Origin of the sequence: Olsenella uli, assembly GCF_901212675.1 — a bacterium.
Classification (GTDB): domain Bacteria; phylum Actinomycetota; class Coriobacteriia; order Coriobacteriales; family Atopobiaceae; genus Parolsenella; species Parolsenella uli_B.
The window spans coordinates 10-15,775 of record NZ_CAAKOQ010000042.1 but is presented as its reverse complement, the minus strand read 5'-3'; the positions used below and the strand labels follow the sequence as shown (position 1 = coordinate 15,775).

General features: G+C 66.2%; 15 protein-coding genes and 1 pseudogene. 8 read left to right on the top strand and 8 right to left on the bottom strand.

What is annotated here, in order from left to right; genetic code table 11:
- Nucleotides 1-43: 43 nt before the first annotated feature.
- Nucleotides 44-316 (bottom strand): hypothetical protein, encoded by a 273-nt coding sequence (locus EFAMC1_RS06605; protein WP_154053516.1) that lies wholly within the window; start codon nucleotides 314-316, stop codon nucleotides 44-46.
- Nucleotides 317-352: 36 nt separating this feature from the next.
- Here EFAMC1_RS06605 and EFAMC1_RS11465 point away from each other — a divergent pair, with 36 nt between their 5' ends.
- Entirely contained in the window at nucleotides 353-484 is a 132-nt protein-coding gene (locus tag EFAMC1_RS11465) for a zinc-ribbon domain-containing protein (protein WP_187324591.1), read from the top strand.
- Between the two features lie 55 nt (nucleotides 485-539).
- On the opposite strand, the gene recQ is transcribed toward EFAMC1_RS11465, so the two are convergent.
- From recQ to EFAMC1_RS06570, 6 genes are all read right to left on the bottom strand, one after another.
- Nucleotides 540-2,516: a DNA helicase RecQ gene (recQ, locus tag EFAMC1_RS06595; protein WP_154053515.1), complete on the bottom strand. Its 1,977-nt coding sequence runs from the start codon at nucleotides 2,514-2,516 to the stop codon at nucleotides 540-542.
- Between the two features lie 45 nt (nucleotides 2,517-2,561).
- Entirely contained in the window at nucleotides 2,562-3,236 is a 675-nt protein-coding gene (locus EFAMC1_RS06590; RefSeq protein ID WP_187324590.1) for an NUDIX hydrolase, read from the bottom strand.
- 20 nt (nucleotides 3,237-3,256) lie between these two features.
- Entirely contained in the window at nucleotides 3,257-3,640 is a 384-nt protein-coding gene (locus tag EFAMC1_RS06585; protein WP_154053513.1) for a hypothetical protein, read from the bottom strand.
- Nucleotides 3,633-4,970: a DNA repair protein gene (locus tag EFAMC1_RS06580; RefSeq protein ID WP_154053512.1), complete on the bottom strand. Its 1,338-nt coding sequence runs from the start codon at nucleotides 4,968-4,970 to the stop codon at nucleotides 3,633-3,635. The genes EFAMC1_RS06585 and EFAMC1_RS06580 overlap by 8 nt, the downstream gene beginning before the upstream one ends.
- Nucleotides 4,971-5,150: 180 nt before the next feature.
- Nucleotides 5,151-5,720, bottom strand: coding sequence for a 6-pyruvoyl trahydropterin synthase family protein (locus tag EFAMC1_RS06575; RefSeq protein WP_154053511.1), 570 nt, complete (start codon nucleotides 5,718-5,720; stop codon nucleotides 5,151-5,153).
- Between the two features lie 52 nt (nucleotides 5,721-5,772).
- Complete coding sequence (locus tag EFAMC1_RS06570; protein WP_154053510.1) at nucleotides 5,773-6,069, bottom strand: helix-turn-helix domain-containing protein; 297 nt, start codon at nucleotides 6,067-6,069, stop codon at nucleotides 5,773-5,775.
- Between the two features lie 213 nt (nucleotides 6,070-6,282).
- On the opposite strand from EFAMC1_RS06570, the gene EFAMC1_RS06565 reads away from it, so the two are divergent.
- The 7 genes and pseudogenes from EFAMC1_RS06565 (at nucleotide 6,283) to EFAMC1_RS06535 (ending at nucleotide 14,794) form a co-directional block, all read left to right on the top strand.
- Entirely contained in the window at nucleotides 6,283-7,533 is a 1,251-nt protein-coding gene (locus tag EFAMC1_RS06565; protein WP_154053509.1) for an exonuclease SbcCD subunit D, read from the top strand.
- The gene (locus EFAMC1_RS06560) at nucleotides 7,534-10,341 is read left to right on the top strand and encodes an AAA family ATPase (RefSeq protein ID WP_154053508.1); all 2,808 of its coding nucleotides are present in this window, start codon (nucleotides 7,534-7,536) and stop codon (nucleotides 10,339-10,341) included. It begins immediately after the preceding gene.
- Nucleotides 10,342-10,524: 183 nt separating this feature from the next.
- A complete protein-coding gene (locus EFAMC1_RS06555) occupies nucleotides 10,525-11,148 on the top strand; it encodes a restriction endonuclease subunit S (RefSeq protein WP_154053507.1) in 624 nt (207 codons plus the stop codon).
- Nucleotides 11,149-11,244: 96 nt separating this feature from the next.
- A complete protein-coding gene (locus tag EFAMC1_RS06550; protein ID WP_154053506.1) occupies nucleotides 11,245-11,565 on the top strand; it encodes a hypothetical protein in 321 nt (106 codons plus the stop codon).
- Nucleotides 11,566-11,577: 12 nt separating this feature from the next.
- Nucleotides 11,578-11,784 (top strand): annotated as a pseudogene (locus tag EFAMC1_RS06545) (ABC transporter ATP-binding protein); the annotation flags it as partial.
- A 369-nt stretch (nucleotides 11,785-12,153) separates the two neighbouring features.
- Nucleotides 12,154-13,194, top strand: coding sequence for a methionine ABC transporter ATP-binding protein (locus EFAMC1_RS06540; protein WP_154053505.1), 1,041 nt, complete (start codon nucleotides 12,154-12,156; stop codon nucleotides 13,192-13,194).
- A complete protein-coding gene (locus tag EFAMC1_RS06535; protein ID WP_222838661.1) occupies nucleotides 13,184-14,794 on the top strand; it encodes a MetQ/NlpA family ABC transporter substrate-binding protein in 1,611 nt (536 codons plus the stop codon). Before EFAMC1_RS06540 ends, EFAMC1_RS06535 begins: the two co-directional genes overlap by 11 nt.
- A 528-nt stretch (nucleotides 14,795-15,322) precedes the next feature.
- Here the strand turns inward: EFAMC1_RS06535 and EFAMC1_RS06530 are convergent.
- Nucleotides 15,323-15,658: a helix-turn-helix domain-containing protein gene (locus EFAMC1_RS06530; RefSeq protein ID WP_154053504.1), complete on the bottom strand. Its 336-nt coding sequence runs from the start codon at nucleotides 15,656-15,658 to the stop codon at nucleotides 15,323-15,325.
- Nucleotides 15,659-15,766: the final 108 nt, after the last annotated feature.

Genomic DNA, 15,766 nt, shown 5'->3' with positions numbered 1-15,766 from the left:
GCGGGGCCATGGGGCGCGGGACGCCGGACGCCGGGCCGTGAGGCTATCCGCGCTCGAGGCGCCCCTCGCGCTCGGCCGCAATCTCGGCGTTGATCTCGCTGATCTCCTTGATGCCGTCGATGTAGGGCTGGTAGGTGCTGTAGGGGTCACCCGAGCCCAGGCGGCACGCGCCGCAGTTCTCGCAGCTCCCCTCGCCGCACCACGACAGCGACTTGCGCACGATCTCCTCGCGCTCCTCGCGCGTGGTGTCCTTGATGAGTCTGCTCTGCCCGAGGCCCAGCTTCGCCAGGGCTGCGGCGACCGATTCCTTCGACATGTCTGCTCCCCCTCCGGGGCTTCCCCAAGCCCGTCGGTGCCGACTATAGCGCTTGGTGCGGACAGGACGGGGCTCCTTGGCTCGTTGTCCTGCGCGAATTGCGGCCATGAGGTCAAGGACGGCACCAAGCTCTGCCCAAGCTGCGGTGCTGCGGTCGCGGCGCTGTGAGCGACTGGCCCATGCGATGCGTGGTGGGTGCCTGCGCCTCACGCCATTCGCCCATCTAGCCCGCGGCGTGCTCGACGATCTTCTCGAGGAAGGCCTCCCCGTAGCGCTCGGCCTTCTTGGCGCCCACGCCGGGCACCTCGAGCAGGGCCTCCGGGGTGGTGGGGCGCTGACGGCAGAGCGCCTCGAGCGTTGCGTTGGAGAAGATGAAGTACGGCGGCACCTCCTGCTCGCGGGCGAGCTTGGTCCTGAGGGCGCGCAGCTCCGCGAAGAGGGCCTCGTCGTCAGGGGTGGGCTCGAAGGGCTCGGCGGCCGTCGTGGTTGCCGTGGTGCCTCCCGACCTCCTTGGCCGGGCAGCGCCCCAGGCCGACCTCTTCTCGCGCGGCTTGCCCTTGGCCACCTTGACCGTAAACGGCTCGTCAGAGGTGAGGAAGCCCTTTGCCCCGCCACCGAGCATGACCACGGGGTACTTGTCGCTCGAGCGGGCGAGGATGCCCCGGAAGACGAGCTCGTCGATGAGCGAGCGGATCTTGGGCACGGGCACGTCGGCCATGATGCCGTAGGTCGAGAGCGTGTCCCAGCCGCGGTCGAACATGCGCTGGGCACGCGAGCCTCTGAGGATGTCGACGATGGTGCCCACGCCCACCGCATCGGCAAACGCGCCAGTCTCACGACAGCGCTGCCGCACGCGCGCCACGCAGCTCACGATCTTGAGCGCGTTCGTGCGCTCGTCTGTCTCCTCGAACTCGGCGAGGCAGTTCGAGCAGTTGCCGCAGAAGGCCGGGGCCTCCTCGCCAAAGTAGCGCAGGATGAAGGCGCGCAGGCAGTCCGTCGTGGTGGCGTAGAAGACCATCTGGCGCAGGCGCTCCGCGTCGTGGGCGCGCAGCTCCTCCATCTGTTCGGGGGAGAGGTCGTCGCGCTCGGTCTTGGAGAGCAGAAACTCGGCGGTGTGGACGTCTCCGGGGGTGTAGAGCAAAAGGCACTCCGCCTTGGTGCCGTCGCGTCCCGCGCGGCCGGCCTCCTGGTAGTAGTTCTCGAGCGAGAGCGGCAGGTTGTAGTGGATGACGTAGTTGACGTTGCTCTTGTCGATGCCCATGCCAAAGGCGTTGGTGGCCACCATAACGGTCTTGCGGTCGTAGAGGAAGTCGTCCTGGTTGGCCTCGCGCTCGGCGGGGGCGAGTCCCGCGTGGTAGCGCGTGGCTGTCATGCCGTGCTGGCAAAGCATGTCGCAGACGTCCTCGACCGCACGGCGGCTCGAGCAGTAGACGATCCCCGACTTGTCCGTGCGCTCGCGCACGAAGGCGAGCAGGGCCCGGTCCTTGCCGGCCCGGCCGCTCGGGCGCTCGACGGCGAACGAGAGGTTGGGGCGGTCGAAGCTCGCCACCACGCGGAAGGGGTCTCGAAGTCCGAGCGAGCCCTCGATGTCGTCGCGCACCTGGCGTGTGGCCGTGGCCGTGAGGGCGACCACGGGAGGCCGCTGGGGCAGGGCGTCGATGAAGTCGCGGATGTGCTGGTAGCTGGGCCTGAAATCGTTGCCCCACTGGGAGATGCAGTGGGCCTCGTCGACGGCGAGCAGGGAGAGCCCCTGTGCGCGGACGAGGTCGAGGAACCCCGGCTCGTCAAGGCGCTCGGGCGCGACGTAGAGCAGGCGCAGGTAGCCCGCGGCGGCATCGTGGAGCACGCTGTCGCGCTCCGCTGGCGTGAGCGAGCTGTTGAGACAGGCCGCCGCCACGCCTAGCTGCCGCAGGGCCCCCACCTGGTCCGTCATGAGCGAGATGAGGGGCGACACCACGACCGTGAGGCCGCCCAGCACGAGGGCGGGAACCTGGTAGCAGATCGACTTGCCCGCGCTCGTGGGCATGACGGCAAGCACGTCTTGCCCGCCCAGCACGGCGTCGATGACCTCCGCCTGGTGTGGTCGAAACGAGGGATAGCCAAACGTCTTGCCCAGCACGGCAAGCGGGGTGACCCTACCTGTCTCGCTGGCCTTGCCCGTTTCGCCTGTCTCGTCGGGCCGTCCGGTCTCTTCTGCCATACGCGCGTCCTCACTCGTCATGATGCGGGGCCTGCCGTGCGGACCCTAGATGAGGTCCCGCGCCGTGGCGCGTGCCCAGGCGGCGATGCCGGCGCCGTGGCAGAACTCTCCCGAGCCGATGAGCCGGGCCAACTCGGCCATGGGGACGCGCCTGTGGCGTATGTCCTCCGCCGGGTCGAGGCGAAGCGAGCCCTCCCGTGCGTCGCAGCGGGCGAGGAAGAGGTAGATGGTCTCGTCCGTGGCGCCGGGCGACGGGTGGAAGGCTCCCAGGTCGACGAGTTCTCGGGCCGTGTAGCCGCTCTCCTCTGCAAGCTCGCGTGCCGCAGCCACGGCCGGCTCCTCGCCCGGGTCTATGGCGCCGGCGGGAAGCTCCGTCTGCCAGGCCCCCACGGGAAAGCGATACTGGCGGATGAGGACGGTCTGGGCGCCGGGGCCCTCTCCCACCACCGGCAGGATGCAGACGCCGGGTTTGACGCGCATGAACGAGTAGGGAAACTGGCCGCCGTTGATGAGGGCGCGACCCACCGACACGAAGAAGCGATCGGCCGGCTGGCACTCGTCCTCGACGTAGCGAGGGGCCTCGTGGCCGGGTGCCTGTCCCGGCTCCCGGGCGGATGCCTGCGCACCCTCCCGGCCGGCTGTCTTGGCGGGCCTACCGACGATTCCGTTGGCGCGCGTGCCGTCGGCCTCGTGCCCGCATGCCCTCTCGTCGTGCGTCATGTCGTCTCCTCCCCGTGTGCCTACGCCCATTGTAGGTCCCAGATGTCCTCGAACAGGATGCGCCTCCCGCCCTCGAGCTCCAGCACCCGCAGCACCGCGTTGACCTCGCGCACGGTGCCCACGGTGGTGGCGTAGGCCCTGCGGTCGTAGTGCTCTACCTCCACCTCGTCGCCCCGCTGCAGGCGCACGAGCATGCGCGAGACCTGCTCGGCGCGCTCCTCGGTGGGGACCCGCCGGGGCTCCCGCGACGGGCGCTCCTGGTCCCTCGCCATCTCCTCGAACCCGGTGAGCGCGGCAAAGGGCATGAACTGTGCCGCGTCCGTGGCGCTTCGGGCCGAGGCACCGGCCTGCCGTGCCACCTGGGGCCTGCGTGCGTCTGCGCGAACCGTCCTGTAGCTATGCATGGTGTCCCCCAACCTGTGCGTTGCGCTCGCGGCCGGTGGCCTCCGGGCGGAGGCTCCTGCCCCGCACGAGCGCGTTCTTCCCAAACCTTCCCTTGACCTCGAGCGTGGTCTGCCCAAGCCTGCGCTCGGCGGCCTCGGCCTCGACGTCCGTGAACAGCGTGAGCTCGGCTGTCCCCTCGTCCACGAGGTCTCCCAGCCCGATTACGATGCGCTTGACCTTGCGCCTCGGGTCGACCGACGCCCGCCACTGGCGCACCACCTCGCGCATGAGCGCCTCGCGCGAGCAGGTGTGGTCCGACAGCTTGCGCGACGTTCCGGTGTGCGGTCCCGCGCGGCGGCAGACGAGGTCCCAGTCCACGTGGGTCATCTCGTAGCCGACCCAGAGCGACACGTGCCCCGAAGCCTGGCGTTTGGAGATGAGGCCGAGCACCGCCTCGTCCACCATCTCCCGGGCCACCGTGAGGGCCTCCTCATAGGTGTAGGGGTGGGCGAGCACCTGGCCGGTGCTGATGGAGTGGCGGGCAGGCTCGTAGGCCTGTATCTCGCCGATGGTGCAGGGCTCGAGGCCGTGCGCGTGGTCGATGAGGTGCCGGGCGTTGACGCCGAACTCCCGGAAGAGCGTGGCGTCGTCTATCGCGGCCACGCCGGCGAGGTCGAGGGCGCCAAGCCGGGCGAGGCGGGCGGCGATGCCGGGGCCTATCTGCCAGATGTCGGTGATGGGACGGTGGTGCCATATCCGGCGGCGGAAGCTCTCCCCGTCCAGGACGGCCACGTGACCGGGCTCGTGCTTGGCCAGGACGTCGAGCGCCACCTTGGCGAGGAAGAGGTTGGGCCCCACGCCGGCCGTGGCGCAGATGCCGGTCTCGGCCCGGACGACGTCCATGAGCATGGTGGCAAGCCCCCTGGCCGTGAGGCCGTAGAGCGCGAGGTAGGGGCTCGCGTCGATGAAGCACTCGTCGACCGAGTAGACATGGATGTCCTCCTTGGCAATGAACCTGAGGTAGATGCCGTAGATTTGGGCCGACACCTCCATATAGCGGCGCATGCGCGGCCGCACCGCCCGATAGCGGACCTCCGGCGGGAGCTGGAAGAGGCGAGGCCGGCCCGAGACGCCCAGCCGCTTGATGGCCGGCGAGAGGGCGAGGCAGATGGTGCCGGGGCCACGGCTGGTGTCTGCCACCACGAGGTTGGTGGAGAACGGATCGATGCTGAGGTCTGCGCACTCCACCGACGCATAGAAGCTCTTGAGGTCTATGCAGAGATAGGTGCGCTCACCTGGGCATATGCCCACCGTGCGCGCGGTGCCTTCCCGCTGGCTGCTCCGTCCCATCGCTCGCCTCCCCTCGCGTCAAACAGATGTTCGTAACTCGTGGCACCATCTTGCACGGGAAAGCGGACAAAAAATAGCCACAAGCCGCGCCATCACAGAGTCGGCACGGCTTGTTCGTAGCAATCTAGCTGGTGAAACGTTATCTACCAGCGGGTTTTTGTTATCTACCAGCGGGTTTTCTCAGCGGCCCACATGACCGTCTGGGGCGTAGAAGGCACGGTTGTCGGGCGTCTCGTCAACCTCGACCTGGGAGACGGGCAGGCCCCGCTCGGCCAGACGGTCGAAGAACCAGCGCGCGAGGTTCTCGGCGGTGGTCCGGAACGGCAGGACCGAGAGCGTGAAGCCCTCCTCGCGGAGCGCGGCGACGGTGGCGGGCCTCAGGGACCCCTCCTCGACGAGGAAGGTGTGGTCGAGTTCATCGGCGACCTCCTTGACCGCCCGCTTGAACACGCCAAAGTCGAGCACCATCCCGCGCATGGTGCCGGTCGCGGTGCTGGTGCCGTCCTCGCGGAGCTGGCCGGCAGCGTGCAGGTCGGTCTCGCCGGCTGTCGGGGCGCCGTCTCGGCCGAGGTGCGCGTAGGGGCTGGCGTCGGGCCCCGCGGGCATGGGGGCGTCGTCTTGCTGCAGGCCGTCCACCTCGATGGTGGCCACGACGCGCCAGCGGTGCCCGTGCAGGTTCTCGCACTTGCCGTAGTAGTCGGTGAGGAAGTGCGCACCGTCGAAGTGCGCCTCCGCCTGGAGTCCGTACATGGGGCCTCGCTTTGGTAGGGATGGTCATCCGGCCTGCGCCGGGCTCACGGAGTTATACCGCGTTTGGCCACCCGTCGTCACCGGAGGCGTCGAAGTCTATGGAGAGGAGCTCGCGCACGTCGATCTGGAAGGCGCCTGCCAGGGCGAGCAGCGACGAGAGCGTGGGGTTCATGGGCGCGCCGCGCTTGGACTCGCCCTTCTCGTACTGCTGGTAGGTGTAGGAGGCAATGCCGGCCCTGCTGGCGACATCCTCCTGGGTGAGCCCCTGGGATTCCCTGAGCATGCGGAGCCGGTGCGCGAGTCCGCGCACGTATTCGGACCGAGTGGGATGTCGTTCGCTGTTCTCCATTCCACCAATATGTCCAGCGAGCATGTGGCAGACCACCAGACATGTCTGGGTAAAACGGTTTGCTTACAGACTTCGAACCTTCCCCTGAAGACGACGTTTTGGCTTCTGAGCTGCCGTGGGAGAAACCAGGTTGATTAAATGTCCGCTAAGGCCCGTAGAATCATGGCAACGACAAGGCGGCCGGGAAGGTCGCCAGGAGGAGGGGGCGAGGGTATGAGACTGCTGCACATCGCGGACCTGCACATAGGCAAGCGCGTCTGCGAGTTTTCGATGCTCGAGGACCAGAGGCACGTCCTGCCCCAGGTCATCGACATGCTTGGCGCACACGAGGCGGACGCCCTGCTCGTCGCGGGGGACCTGTACGACAAGGCCACGCCCAGCGCCGAGGCCGTGGCCCTCGTCGACTGGTTCCTCTCCGAGGCGGCGGAGACGGGCGTGCCCGCCATCGTGATTCCCGGCAACCACGACTCGGCGGAGCGCGTGGCCTACGCGGGGGCGATGCTGGCCCGGCAGGGAATCCACGTGGCGCCGGTGTATGACGGCACCATCAGGCCCGTCGAGCTTGCCGACGACGATGGCCCCGTGCGCATCTGGCCCATCCCCTTCGTGCGGCCGGCGACCGTGCGCCACTTTTTCCCTGACGAGGACATCTCGGATTACATGGATGCCCTGCGCGTGGTGGTGGGCTCGTGCGCGCTCGACCGGAGCGTGCGCAACGTTGCCGTGGCGCACCAGTTCGTGACGGCCGGGGCAATGTCTCCCGAGCTCAGCGACTCCGAGGTCTCGGTGGGCGGGCTGGACAACGTGGACGCGGGCGTGTTCTCGGGTTTCGACTACGTGGCCCTCGGGCACATCCACAGGCCCCAGCGCATCGGGTCCGACACGGTGCGCTATGCGGGCTCGATCCTCAAGTACTCCTTCTCCGAGGCGCTTGGGTCAAAGTCTGCCGTGCTGGTGGAGCTGGGGGCGCCGGGCGCGGACGTGGAGGGTGCGCCTGGTGCGGACGCGGCCGAAGTGGGGGAGTCGGATGCGGCGGGTGCGGACATGGCGCGCGCGGGGGAGGGCCACGCTTCGGGCGCGCGGGTGTCGTGCGAGCTTCTGACGCTGGAGCCCCTCCACGACCTCAGGCGTATCAGGGGGCCGCTGGAGGCGCTCGTGGCCCCAGACGTGGTGGCGGCCGCCGATGCCGAGGACTACCTGCAGGTGGTGCTGACCGACGAGAACCCCAAGGTGGACGCCATGGCGCGCCTCAGGGCCTCCTACCCGAACGTGATGAGCATCGAGTACGACAACGCCCGCACCCGGGCGGCCGGCCTGGCCGGCACCGAGGCGGCGACAGACGCGGACGCCTCCTCTCCCCTCGAGCTCTTCGAGGAGTTCTTCGAGCGTCAGAACGGAACGGCACCGAGCGACGCCCAGCGCGACATGGCGCTTCAGGGGTTCGAGAGGATCGGGGTGATGTAGGTGAGGCCACTCAGGCTCGTGATGAGCGCCTTTGGCCCCTATGCGGGCGAGGTGGAGGTCGACTTCTCCAAGCTGGGGAGGACGGGGCTCTACCTCGTGTGCGGGGACACCGGCGCCGGCAAGACCACCATCTTCGACGCGATATCCTTCGCGCTCTTTGGCCAGCCGAGCGGGACGGACCGCACGCCGAGGAGCCTCAGGAGCGACTTTGCCGAGGCATCCACGCCCACCTTTGTGGAGCTCGAGTTCGAGCACGCGGGCGCCACCTACCGCGTGCGTCGCAACCCCGAGTACGAGCGGCCCAAGAAACGCGGCGAGGGCACCACGACGGAGGGTGCCGGGGCAGAGCTTAACGCCCCCGACCGTCCGCCCGTCACGAGCCCGCGCGCGGTCGACGCGGCCGTGGTCGAGCTGCTGGGCATAGACCGGGGCCAGTTCTCGCAGATCGTGATGATTGCCCAGGGAGACTTCAGGCGCCTGCTCTCGGCCGAGACGAAGGACCGCGCGGCCATCCTGCGCAAGCTCTTCGGCACATGGCCCTACGTGGAGTTCCAGCGCGACCTCGAGGCGCAGCGGGCCAAGCTGGCGGGCCAGGCCGCGGCCGTGCGCCAGCGCCTGGGCGAGCTCGCGCGGCTCTGCACGCTGGAGGGGGATGCCGCCGCCTGCCGCGACGAGATGCTCGAGCGCGAGGTCGATGCGCGGGCCCTGCTCGAGCTGCTCGAAGGTGCGATCGACGAGGACGCGCGAGTGGGCAAGGAGCTGGACCGGCAGCTCACGGAGCTCTCGCGCCTCGTCGACGCCCGCGCGCGCGAGGCCGAGCAGGCCAAGCGCTACGCGGAGCTGAACGGCCAGCGTGCCGAGGTGGAGCGCACCCTGCCCGACGCGCGCGCGGCGGATGCCGCGGCGGCAGACGAGCTTGCCCGGGTGGCCGGGCGCGGAGACGAGCGGACGGCCCTCGTGGCACGCATCGGCGTGGCCCGGGAGTCACTCCCACGCTATGCGGAGCTGACGCAGGCCCAGAGGCTCGAGGCAAAGGCCAAGGAGGAGCTCTCCCGCGCCCAGGAGGACGAGCGGGCCGCGTGCGAGGCGAGGGAGGACATGCAGGGAAGAGCCCGGGAGCTCGGCAAGCGCGTCGAGTCACTCGGCAGCGCGCCGGAGGAGCTTGCGCGGGCGACGTCTGCGGTCCGCGAGGCGTCTCACGAGGTGGACGATGCCGAGAGGGGACTCAAGGAGGCCCGTGCGTCCCTGGAACGGCTCGAGGAGCGCCAGACCAGCCGGGACGAGGCGGCACGCCTGCTTGAGAAGGCTGCCGGCCGCTTCGAACGCACCCGAAGCGCCTTCGTCAAGGCCGACGAGGCCCATCGCTCGCTGCAGCTCGCGTTTCTCGACGGCCAGGCGGGTGTGCTCGCGCGCGGCCTCAGGGACGGCGAGCCATGTCCCGTCTGCGGGTCGACGACGCACCCCAGCCCGGCCGCACAGAAAGACCAGGTTCCCACGCAAGTGCAGGTCGAGGCTGCGTGCAGGCGGAGGGACGATGCCGAGGCCGCGGCCCGCACGGCCTCCGAGGAGCGCGGGCGCGCCGAGGAGCGACTGGCCTCGTGCGAGGCCGAGCTTTCCGAGCTCGCGTCGCAGGTGGGGACGCAGGCCACCGCGTCAGACAGGGTCAAGGCCTGCGAGCGGGAGCTGGGGAGGGCCAAGGAGGCCTCGGCTGCGGCCGTGGCCGCCGAGCTGGGGGCCAAGAAGAAGGTCCGAGGCCTGGACAAGGCAAAGGCGCAGCTTGCGGATGCCGAGGCGGCCTTGGCCAAGGGCGAGCGGGCGGCAACCGAGCTTGGGGAGAGGCTCGCCTCGGCGCGGGAGGGGCTCGTTGCCGCACGGGGTCGCTCGGCGTCTCTCGCCGAGGCCCTGCCGCACCCCAGCGAGGCCGAGGCCCGCTCCGAGATCGCGAGGCTCGAGGATGCGGTCTCGGCCATCGACGCCGAGCGGGGGTGTGCCGAGGAGGCAAGGGGTGCGGCGTCTGCGGCGCTCGAGCGGCTCCTTGCGCGGCGCGAGACCCTGTCGCAGCAGCTCGATGCCTGGTCGGACAAGCCACCCGTGGCACCCCAGGAGGCGGAGGCCGCGCTGGCCTCCGCGCAGGAGGAGCGCTCGGCGCTCGTCGCGCGGGCGGCGGAGGTCTCGGGACGGGCAGCCCACAACGAGACCGTCGCCAAGCAGGTGCGCACCTGCGCCCGGGAGGGTGCGTCCGTCTCCGAGCGCTATGGCGAGGTGGCTGCGCTGGCATACACGGCAAATGGGCGCCTCGCGGGCAAGGAGCGCGTGAGCTTCGAGACCTACCTGCAGGGACGGTGGTTCGACCGGGTCCTCGTCGCGGCCAACCGCAGGCTGCTCGTCATGACCGACGGCCGCTACGAGCTCGTGCGCCATCGCGGTACGCGCGAGGGTGGCGGCACCGCCCAGACGGGGCTCGACCTCGACGTGCGCGACTCGTTTACGGGCCGTCCGCGCTCGGCCTCGTCGCTCTCGGGCGGCGAGTCGTTCAAGGCGTCGCTCGCCCTCGCGCTGGGGCTCTCGGACGTGGTGCAGGCGCATGCCGGCGGCATCAGGCTCGACACGATGTTCGTGGACGAGGGCTTCGGCTCGCTTGACGAGGAGTCGCTCGCCCTCGCCATCCGCACGCTCACCGAGCTCTCGGGATCGGACAAGCTCGTGGGCATCATCAGCCACGTCGACGAGCTCAAGGAGAGCATCGACCGCAAGATCGTGGTCGAGCGTGGCCGCACTGGCTCGACCCTGCGCATAGAGCAGGGCTAGATTGGCAGGGTGTCGGTGGCCGTCTTCCATGGCGGCCACCCACCCGGTTCGCGAGGGAGGCCACATGCACCGCATCCTGTTCGTCTGCCACGACAACTAGAACGCCTGACATATGATTGTGTAGCCGAGATGGCCATGGCGCTTTTTACTAGAGAGTGTCCGCAGTCAAACGAGCCTAATGCGATGCTGTCAGACATCGCACAAATCACCATGGGTCAGTCTCCGTCCGGGTCTTCGTACAACGAAAGCGGGAATGGCGAGGTCTTTTACCAAGGTCGTGCCGAGTTCGGAGCCTTTTTTCCACGTAGGCGCCTGTTTACCACGGAGCCAAAGCGTATGGCGCAGGAAGGCGATACGCTCATGAGCGTTCGCGCGCCTGTTGGCGATTTGAACATCGCAAATGAGAACTGTTGCATCGGCAGAGGCCTTGCGGCAATCCATTCAGAGGGCAATCAGAGCTTCATCCACTATCTCGTCCGTGCTCAAGGAAGGATCCTCGACACATTCAATGGTGGCGGCACCGTGTTTGGGTCAATCAATGGAAAGGCTCTTAAGGAGCTCTCGGTTTTTCTTCCCGGCAATGATGTAATATCCCACCTCGAATCCCAGGTAAATCCTATCGATGCGTTGATTCGTCGTAATGACGATGAGATGCAAGCTTTGGAACGAATGCGCGACACCTTGCTACCAAGGTTGTTGTCCGGCGAAATAGACGTCTCGCAAGTCGAAGCGCCTATGCAGCTACATAATCATTTGTCGCTCATGGCAATAGAGATGCCTGATCTGAGCGACTTATCGAGTTCTTAGATTTCTGCTGTTATCCTCGATGAGCTGCGACCGAAGTCCATCGGATACGCCGGCCTCCTTCGCATCGCAGATTCGCATGCGCTGGAGCACGAGGTCATGGCTCTCTCTCGCTATTTCGATAAAGCCCTTGCGGCTGGGCTGATTATCGTTACCAGCCCTTATGTTCCTTTGCAATTTTACAGCGAAAAGGTCGGCGACATGCGTACCCTGCGCAGCTACGACACAGTCGATGGCTTCGGGCAGTTTGAACGTCGCCTGGGCCTTGTGGTAGAGATGCAGCGGCAAGAGATCTGCGAATCCCGCTTTGATATGAAGCTGGGTAGGTATTGGCCCGTCAAGGATTCCGAGCGCCCGGATCCCTTTTCCAGCTTCGGGCGTGGCGCCCAATCTCAAGGCCACAAAAGCGGACAGCTCTAAGAATCGCTGCTTCCCGCGATGACCTTCGGCGAGGCCGCGAGCTCCATCGACACCCGCACCGAGGCCATCGTCCAGCGCGGCATGGACCGCCTGATGGAGGGTCGCGCCACGTTCGTCATCACCCACCGCCTCTCCACGGTGCGCAGCTCCGACGTGATCATCGTGCTCGGCCGCGGTCGTGTCATCGAGCGCGGTATCCACAACGGCCTCATCGCTTAGCGGGGCTACTACTACCAGCTCTGCACCGGTGCCTTTGAGCTGGAGTAGAGCGCCCCGATTGTTTCGAATTGATTTTTTGCTTGTGCGAAGACCTATTCCCCTGTAAGGTGATGCACCGCAATACGACGTGCTTTGAGAGGGGCGAGAGATGACCGCAACGACCATGATGAACAACATGATGGTCATGCCCATGGGCATGATGATGCCCGGTGCCTCCTCGCCGTCCCTCGCGCACGTGCAGCGAATGATCTAGCCCGCACGGCATACGGATTTCCAAGGCGAGGAACCCCACGGGTTTCTCGCCTTTTTTTTTTCGTGCGGGCCCAGCTTTTCTTCCACCTGTAGCATCCATCCCAGAAAGGGACCACCGTGATCGAACTTTCCCACATCATTAAGGAGTACGGCAGCGCCGGGCACGTTCTGCGCGCCGTGGACGACGTGACGCTGTCCATCGCCGAGGGCGAGATCTTTGGCATCATCGGCTACTCGGGCGCCGGCAAGTCGACGCTCGTGCGCTGCATCAACCTGCTCGAGCGCCCCACATCGGGTACCGTCACCGTCGACGGCCGCGACATCACCGCGTTGTCCGACGCCGAGCTGCGTGTCGCGCGTGCAAACATCGGCATCATCTTCCAGCACTTCAACCTGTTCCCCAGCCGCACCGTCGCCGACAACGTGGCGTTCCCGCTGGCCAAGGCGGGGCTTTCCGACGAGGCGAGGAAGGCTCGCGTGGCCGAGCTGCTCGGGCTTGTCGAGCTGTCCGACAAGGCCTCGGCCTACCCTGAGCAGCTTTCCGGCGGCCAGAAGCAGCGCGTGGCCATCGCCCGTGCTCTTGCCACCAACCCGCGTGTGCTGCTGTGCGACGAGGCGACGAGCGCCCTTGACCCGCAGACCACTCACTCCATCCTCGCTCTGCTCAAGCGCCTCAACCGTGAGCTGGGCCTTACCGTGGTGGTCATCACCCACCAGATGAACGTCGTGAAGGAGATCTGCGACCACGTGGCCGTCATGGAATCGGGCCGCGTCATCGAATCGGGCGACGTGTTCGAGGTGTTCTCGACGCCCAAGCACGACCTTACCCGCGAGTTCATCGCATCCACCTCGAGCCTCACCCGCGTGCACGACCTCGTGGCCGAGAACAGCCCCGTCGTTGCCTTGAAGCCCGGCGAGGTGCTCGTGCGCTTCAACTACCTCACGCGCGACGTGAACGAGCCCATCATCAGCTCCATCTCGCGTACGTTCGACATCGACGTCAACATCATCTTCGCCGACATCGAGGTCGTGAACGGCTCCCCTATCGGCGGCACTATCGCCAAGCTGTCCGGCCAGCGCGCAAAGATCGACGCCGCCCTGGACTACCTGCCCGACAACGAGAACGTCCACGTAGAGGTGATCGCTGATGCTCGCTAGTCTTTCTTCCTTCATCCCCAACGTCGTGGCCCAATGGGACACGTTCACCACGTCCATCGTCGAGACCATCATCATGCTCGCGTGGTCGGGCGTCTTCGTGTTCGTGCTCGGCCTCGTGCTGGGCATCGCGCTCACCGTCACCCGCGAGGGCGGCATCCTCGAGAACCGCCCTCTGTGGCAGGTACTCGACAAGGTGACCAACGTCTTCCGCTCCATCCCCTTCATCATCCTGCTGGCTGCCCTGCTGCCCGTGTCGCGCGCCATCATGGGCACGGCCATCGGTGTGCCCGGCGCCATCGTCCCGCTCGTGGTGGGCGCCATCCCGTTCTTCGCCCGCCAGGTAGAGGTCTCGCTTGCCGAGGTCGATCCGGGTCTTGTCGAGGCCGCCGAGGCCATGGGTTGCTCGCCCGTCGACATCATCTGGCGTGTGTACCTGCGCGAGTCCATCTCGTCGCTCGCCCGCGTGACCACCGTCACCCTCATTAGCCTGCTCGGCCTCACCGCCATGGCCGGCGCCGTGGGCGCAGGCGGCCTGGGCAACTTCGCCATCCAGTACGGCAAGGACCGCAACCAGCTCGATGTGATCTACGTGACCGTGGTCGTGCTCGTGGTGATGGTCTCCATCATCCAGATCGTGGGTAACGCCGTTGCCCGCACGAGCAGCCCCGCGCACCGCGCCGCGAAGGCCGCGGCCGCCAAAACCGACGATGCCGCACCCTCCCATACGCGCCGCAACGCCCTTATTGGTGCCTCCGCGCTTGTCGTGGGCGTCGCGCTCTACTTTATCGTGAACGGCTTTACCGCTGCGCCCGCCGAGCGCGTCACCGTGAAGATGGGCGTCACCGGCGCCATCTACGAGGAGCTGTTCGCCCCTGCCAAGGCCAAGCTCGCCGAAGAAGGCATCGACCTCGAGATCGTGCAGTTCTCCGACTACACCACCCCCAACGCGGCGCTCGCCGACGGCGACATCGACCTCAACAGCTTTCAGCACCGCATCTTCTTTGCCACCGAGCTCGAGAGCAAGGGCTACGAGCTCACGAACATCGCCAACACGTTCATCCAGCCGCTGCACCTGTACTCGGCCAATCTCGACTCCATCGACCAGCTCAAGGCCGGTGACCAGGTGGCCATCCCCGACGACGTAACCAACGGCGGCCGCGCCCTGAAAGTGCTCGAGTCCGCAGGCCTCATTAAGCTGTCCGAGGACGCCGGTTTCAACCCTACCGTCAAGGACATTACGGCCAACCCCCGCGGTATCGAGATCGTGCAGATCGCGGCCAACAACATCCCCTCGATCCTGCCCGATGTCGCTGCAGGTATCGTCAACGGCAACTACGCCATCGACAACAACCTCTCGCACGACGACGTGATCTTCGAGGACGCCAATCTCGATGAGGAGCAGTACTGGAACCTCATCGCCTGCCGCACCGAGGACCTCAAGGATCCCGAGAAGGTCGAGGTCTACCGCAAGGTGATCGAGGCCTACCAGTCCACCGACACCACCGACGTGTACGACAACACCTACGGCGGCAACTTCATCGCCGTGGGCTGGGACCAGGATCTGCTCAGCGACGCTGCGGCCGAGGCCCAGGGCAAGTAGCCGGTCTATCTACACTCATGCAAGCCTTGCGGGCGGACGAGGTTTCTCGTCCGCCCGTTTTCTCAGCATTCGATTGGGCTCGCCACAGCTCGACGGGAATCTGGATGCAGCAGAAATCCTCTTGGTGGGACTCGTCATAGCTCGTGGTATCGAATGCGCTGCGTGACCCATGAGCCGAAGACCGAGAAGGGCATCCGATTCGTTCCGATGTCCGACGAGGTTGCCGAGTGCTTTCGCAAGGTCATCGCGCAGAGGCCCGCCCCGGGATGAGAAAACCAGTTCGTATATGAGAGGAAGCACGTTACGGAGTATCGGAAACCGAAGTAGGATATATGCCGTTATCTGCACTTTTGCTCATATATGAAAGGGTTTGGGACGATGCAAAGAATCCTCTTCGTCTGCCACGGCGACATCTGACATTAAGGGCAAACCGCCTCATAAATGAGCGGTTTGCCCTTATCTTTTGAACCTTGTGCAACTTTTTTACAACTTTTGTCGGGTGCAAATCTGATTGCGTGAAACGCCCTCCTAGTCGCGTTGCTTCGCGAGCGCGTTTCTGAGCGCACACAGAACCTCAATTGCCACGGGCAGTTCGTTGGCCTCAAACGAATCTAGAATCTCCTGCACCCCCGCCGAGAGTGCGGCCTTGTCGGGCTTCGGCGCGTCCGACAAAAGCGCGTCTACCCCAACTGAAAGCTCGTCGGCGATTTTCGCCAGGACGGGCAGGCTCAGCTTCGTATTTCCAGTCTCGATATGGCTCATATGCGTGACGGAGATGCCGACCCTTCCCGCCAGCGCCTCCTGCGACAGACCGCATGCCTTGCGGTAGCGCCTAATCCGCTGGCCTATTTCGAAGTACTTCATCCAATCACCGCCCATAAAAATCAAGTTGCCTTGAATCCTATGGGCGATTTCTGTCGGCTATAATAGCCTATATAGGCTGTTTTATGCCTATATAGTTTAATTATGAAA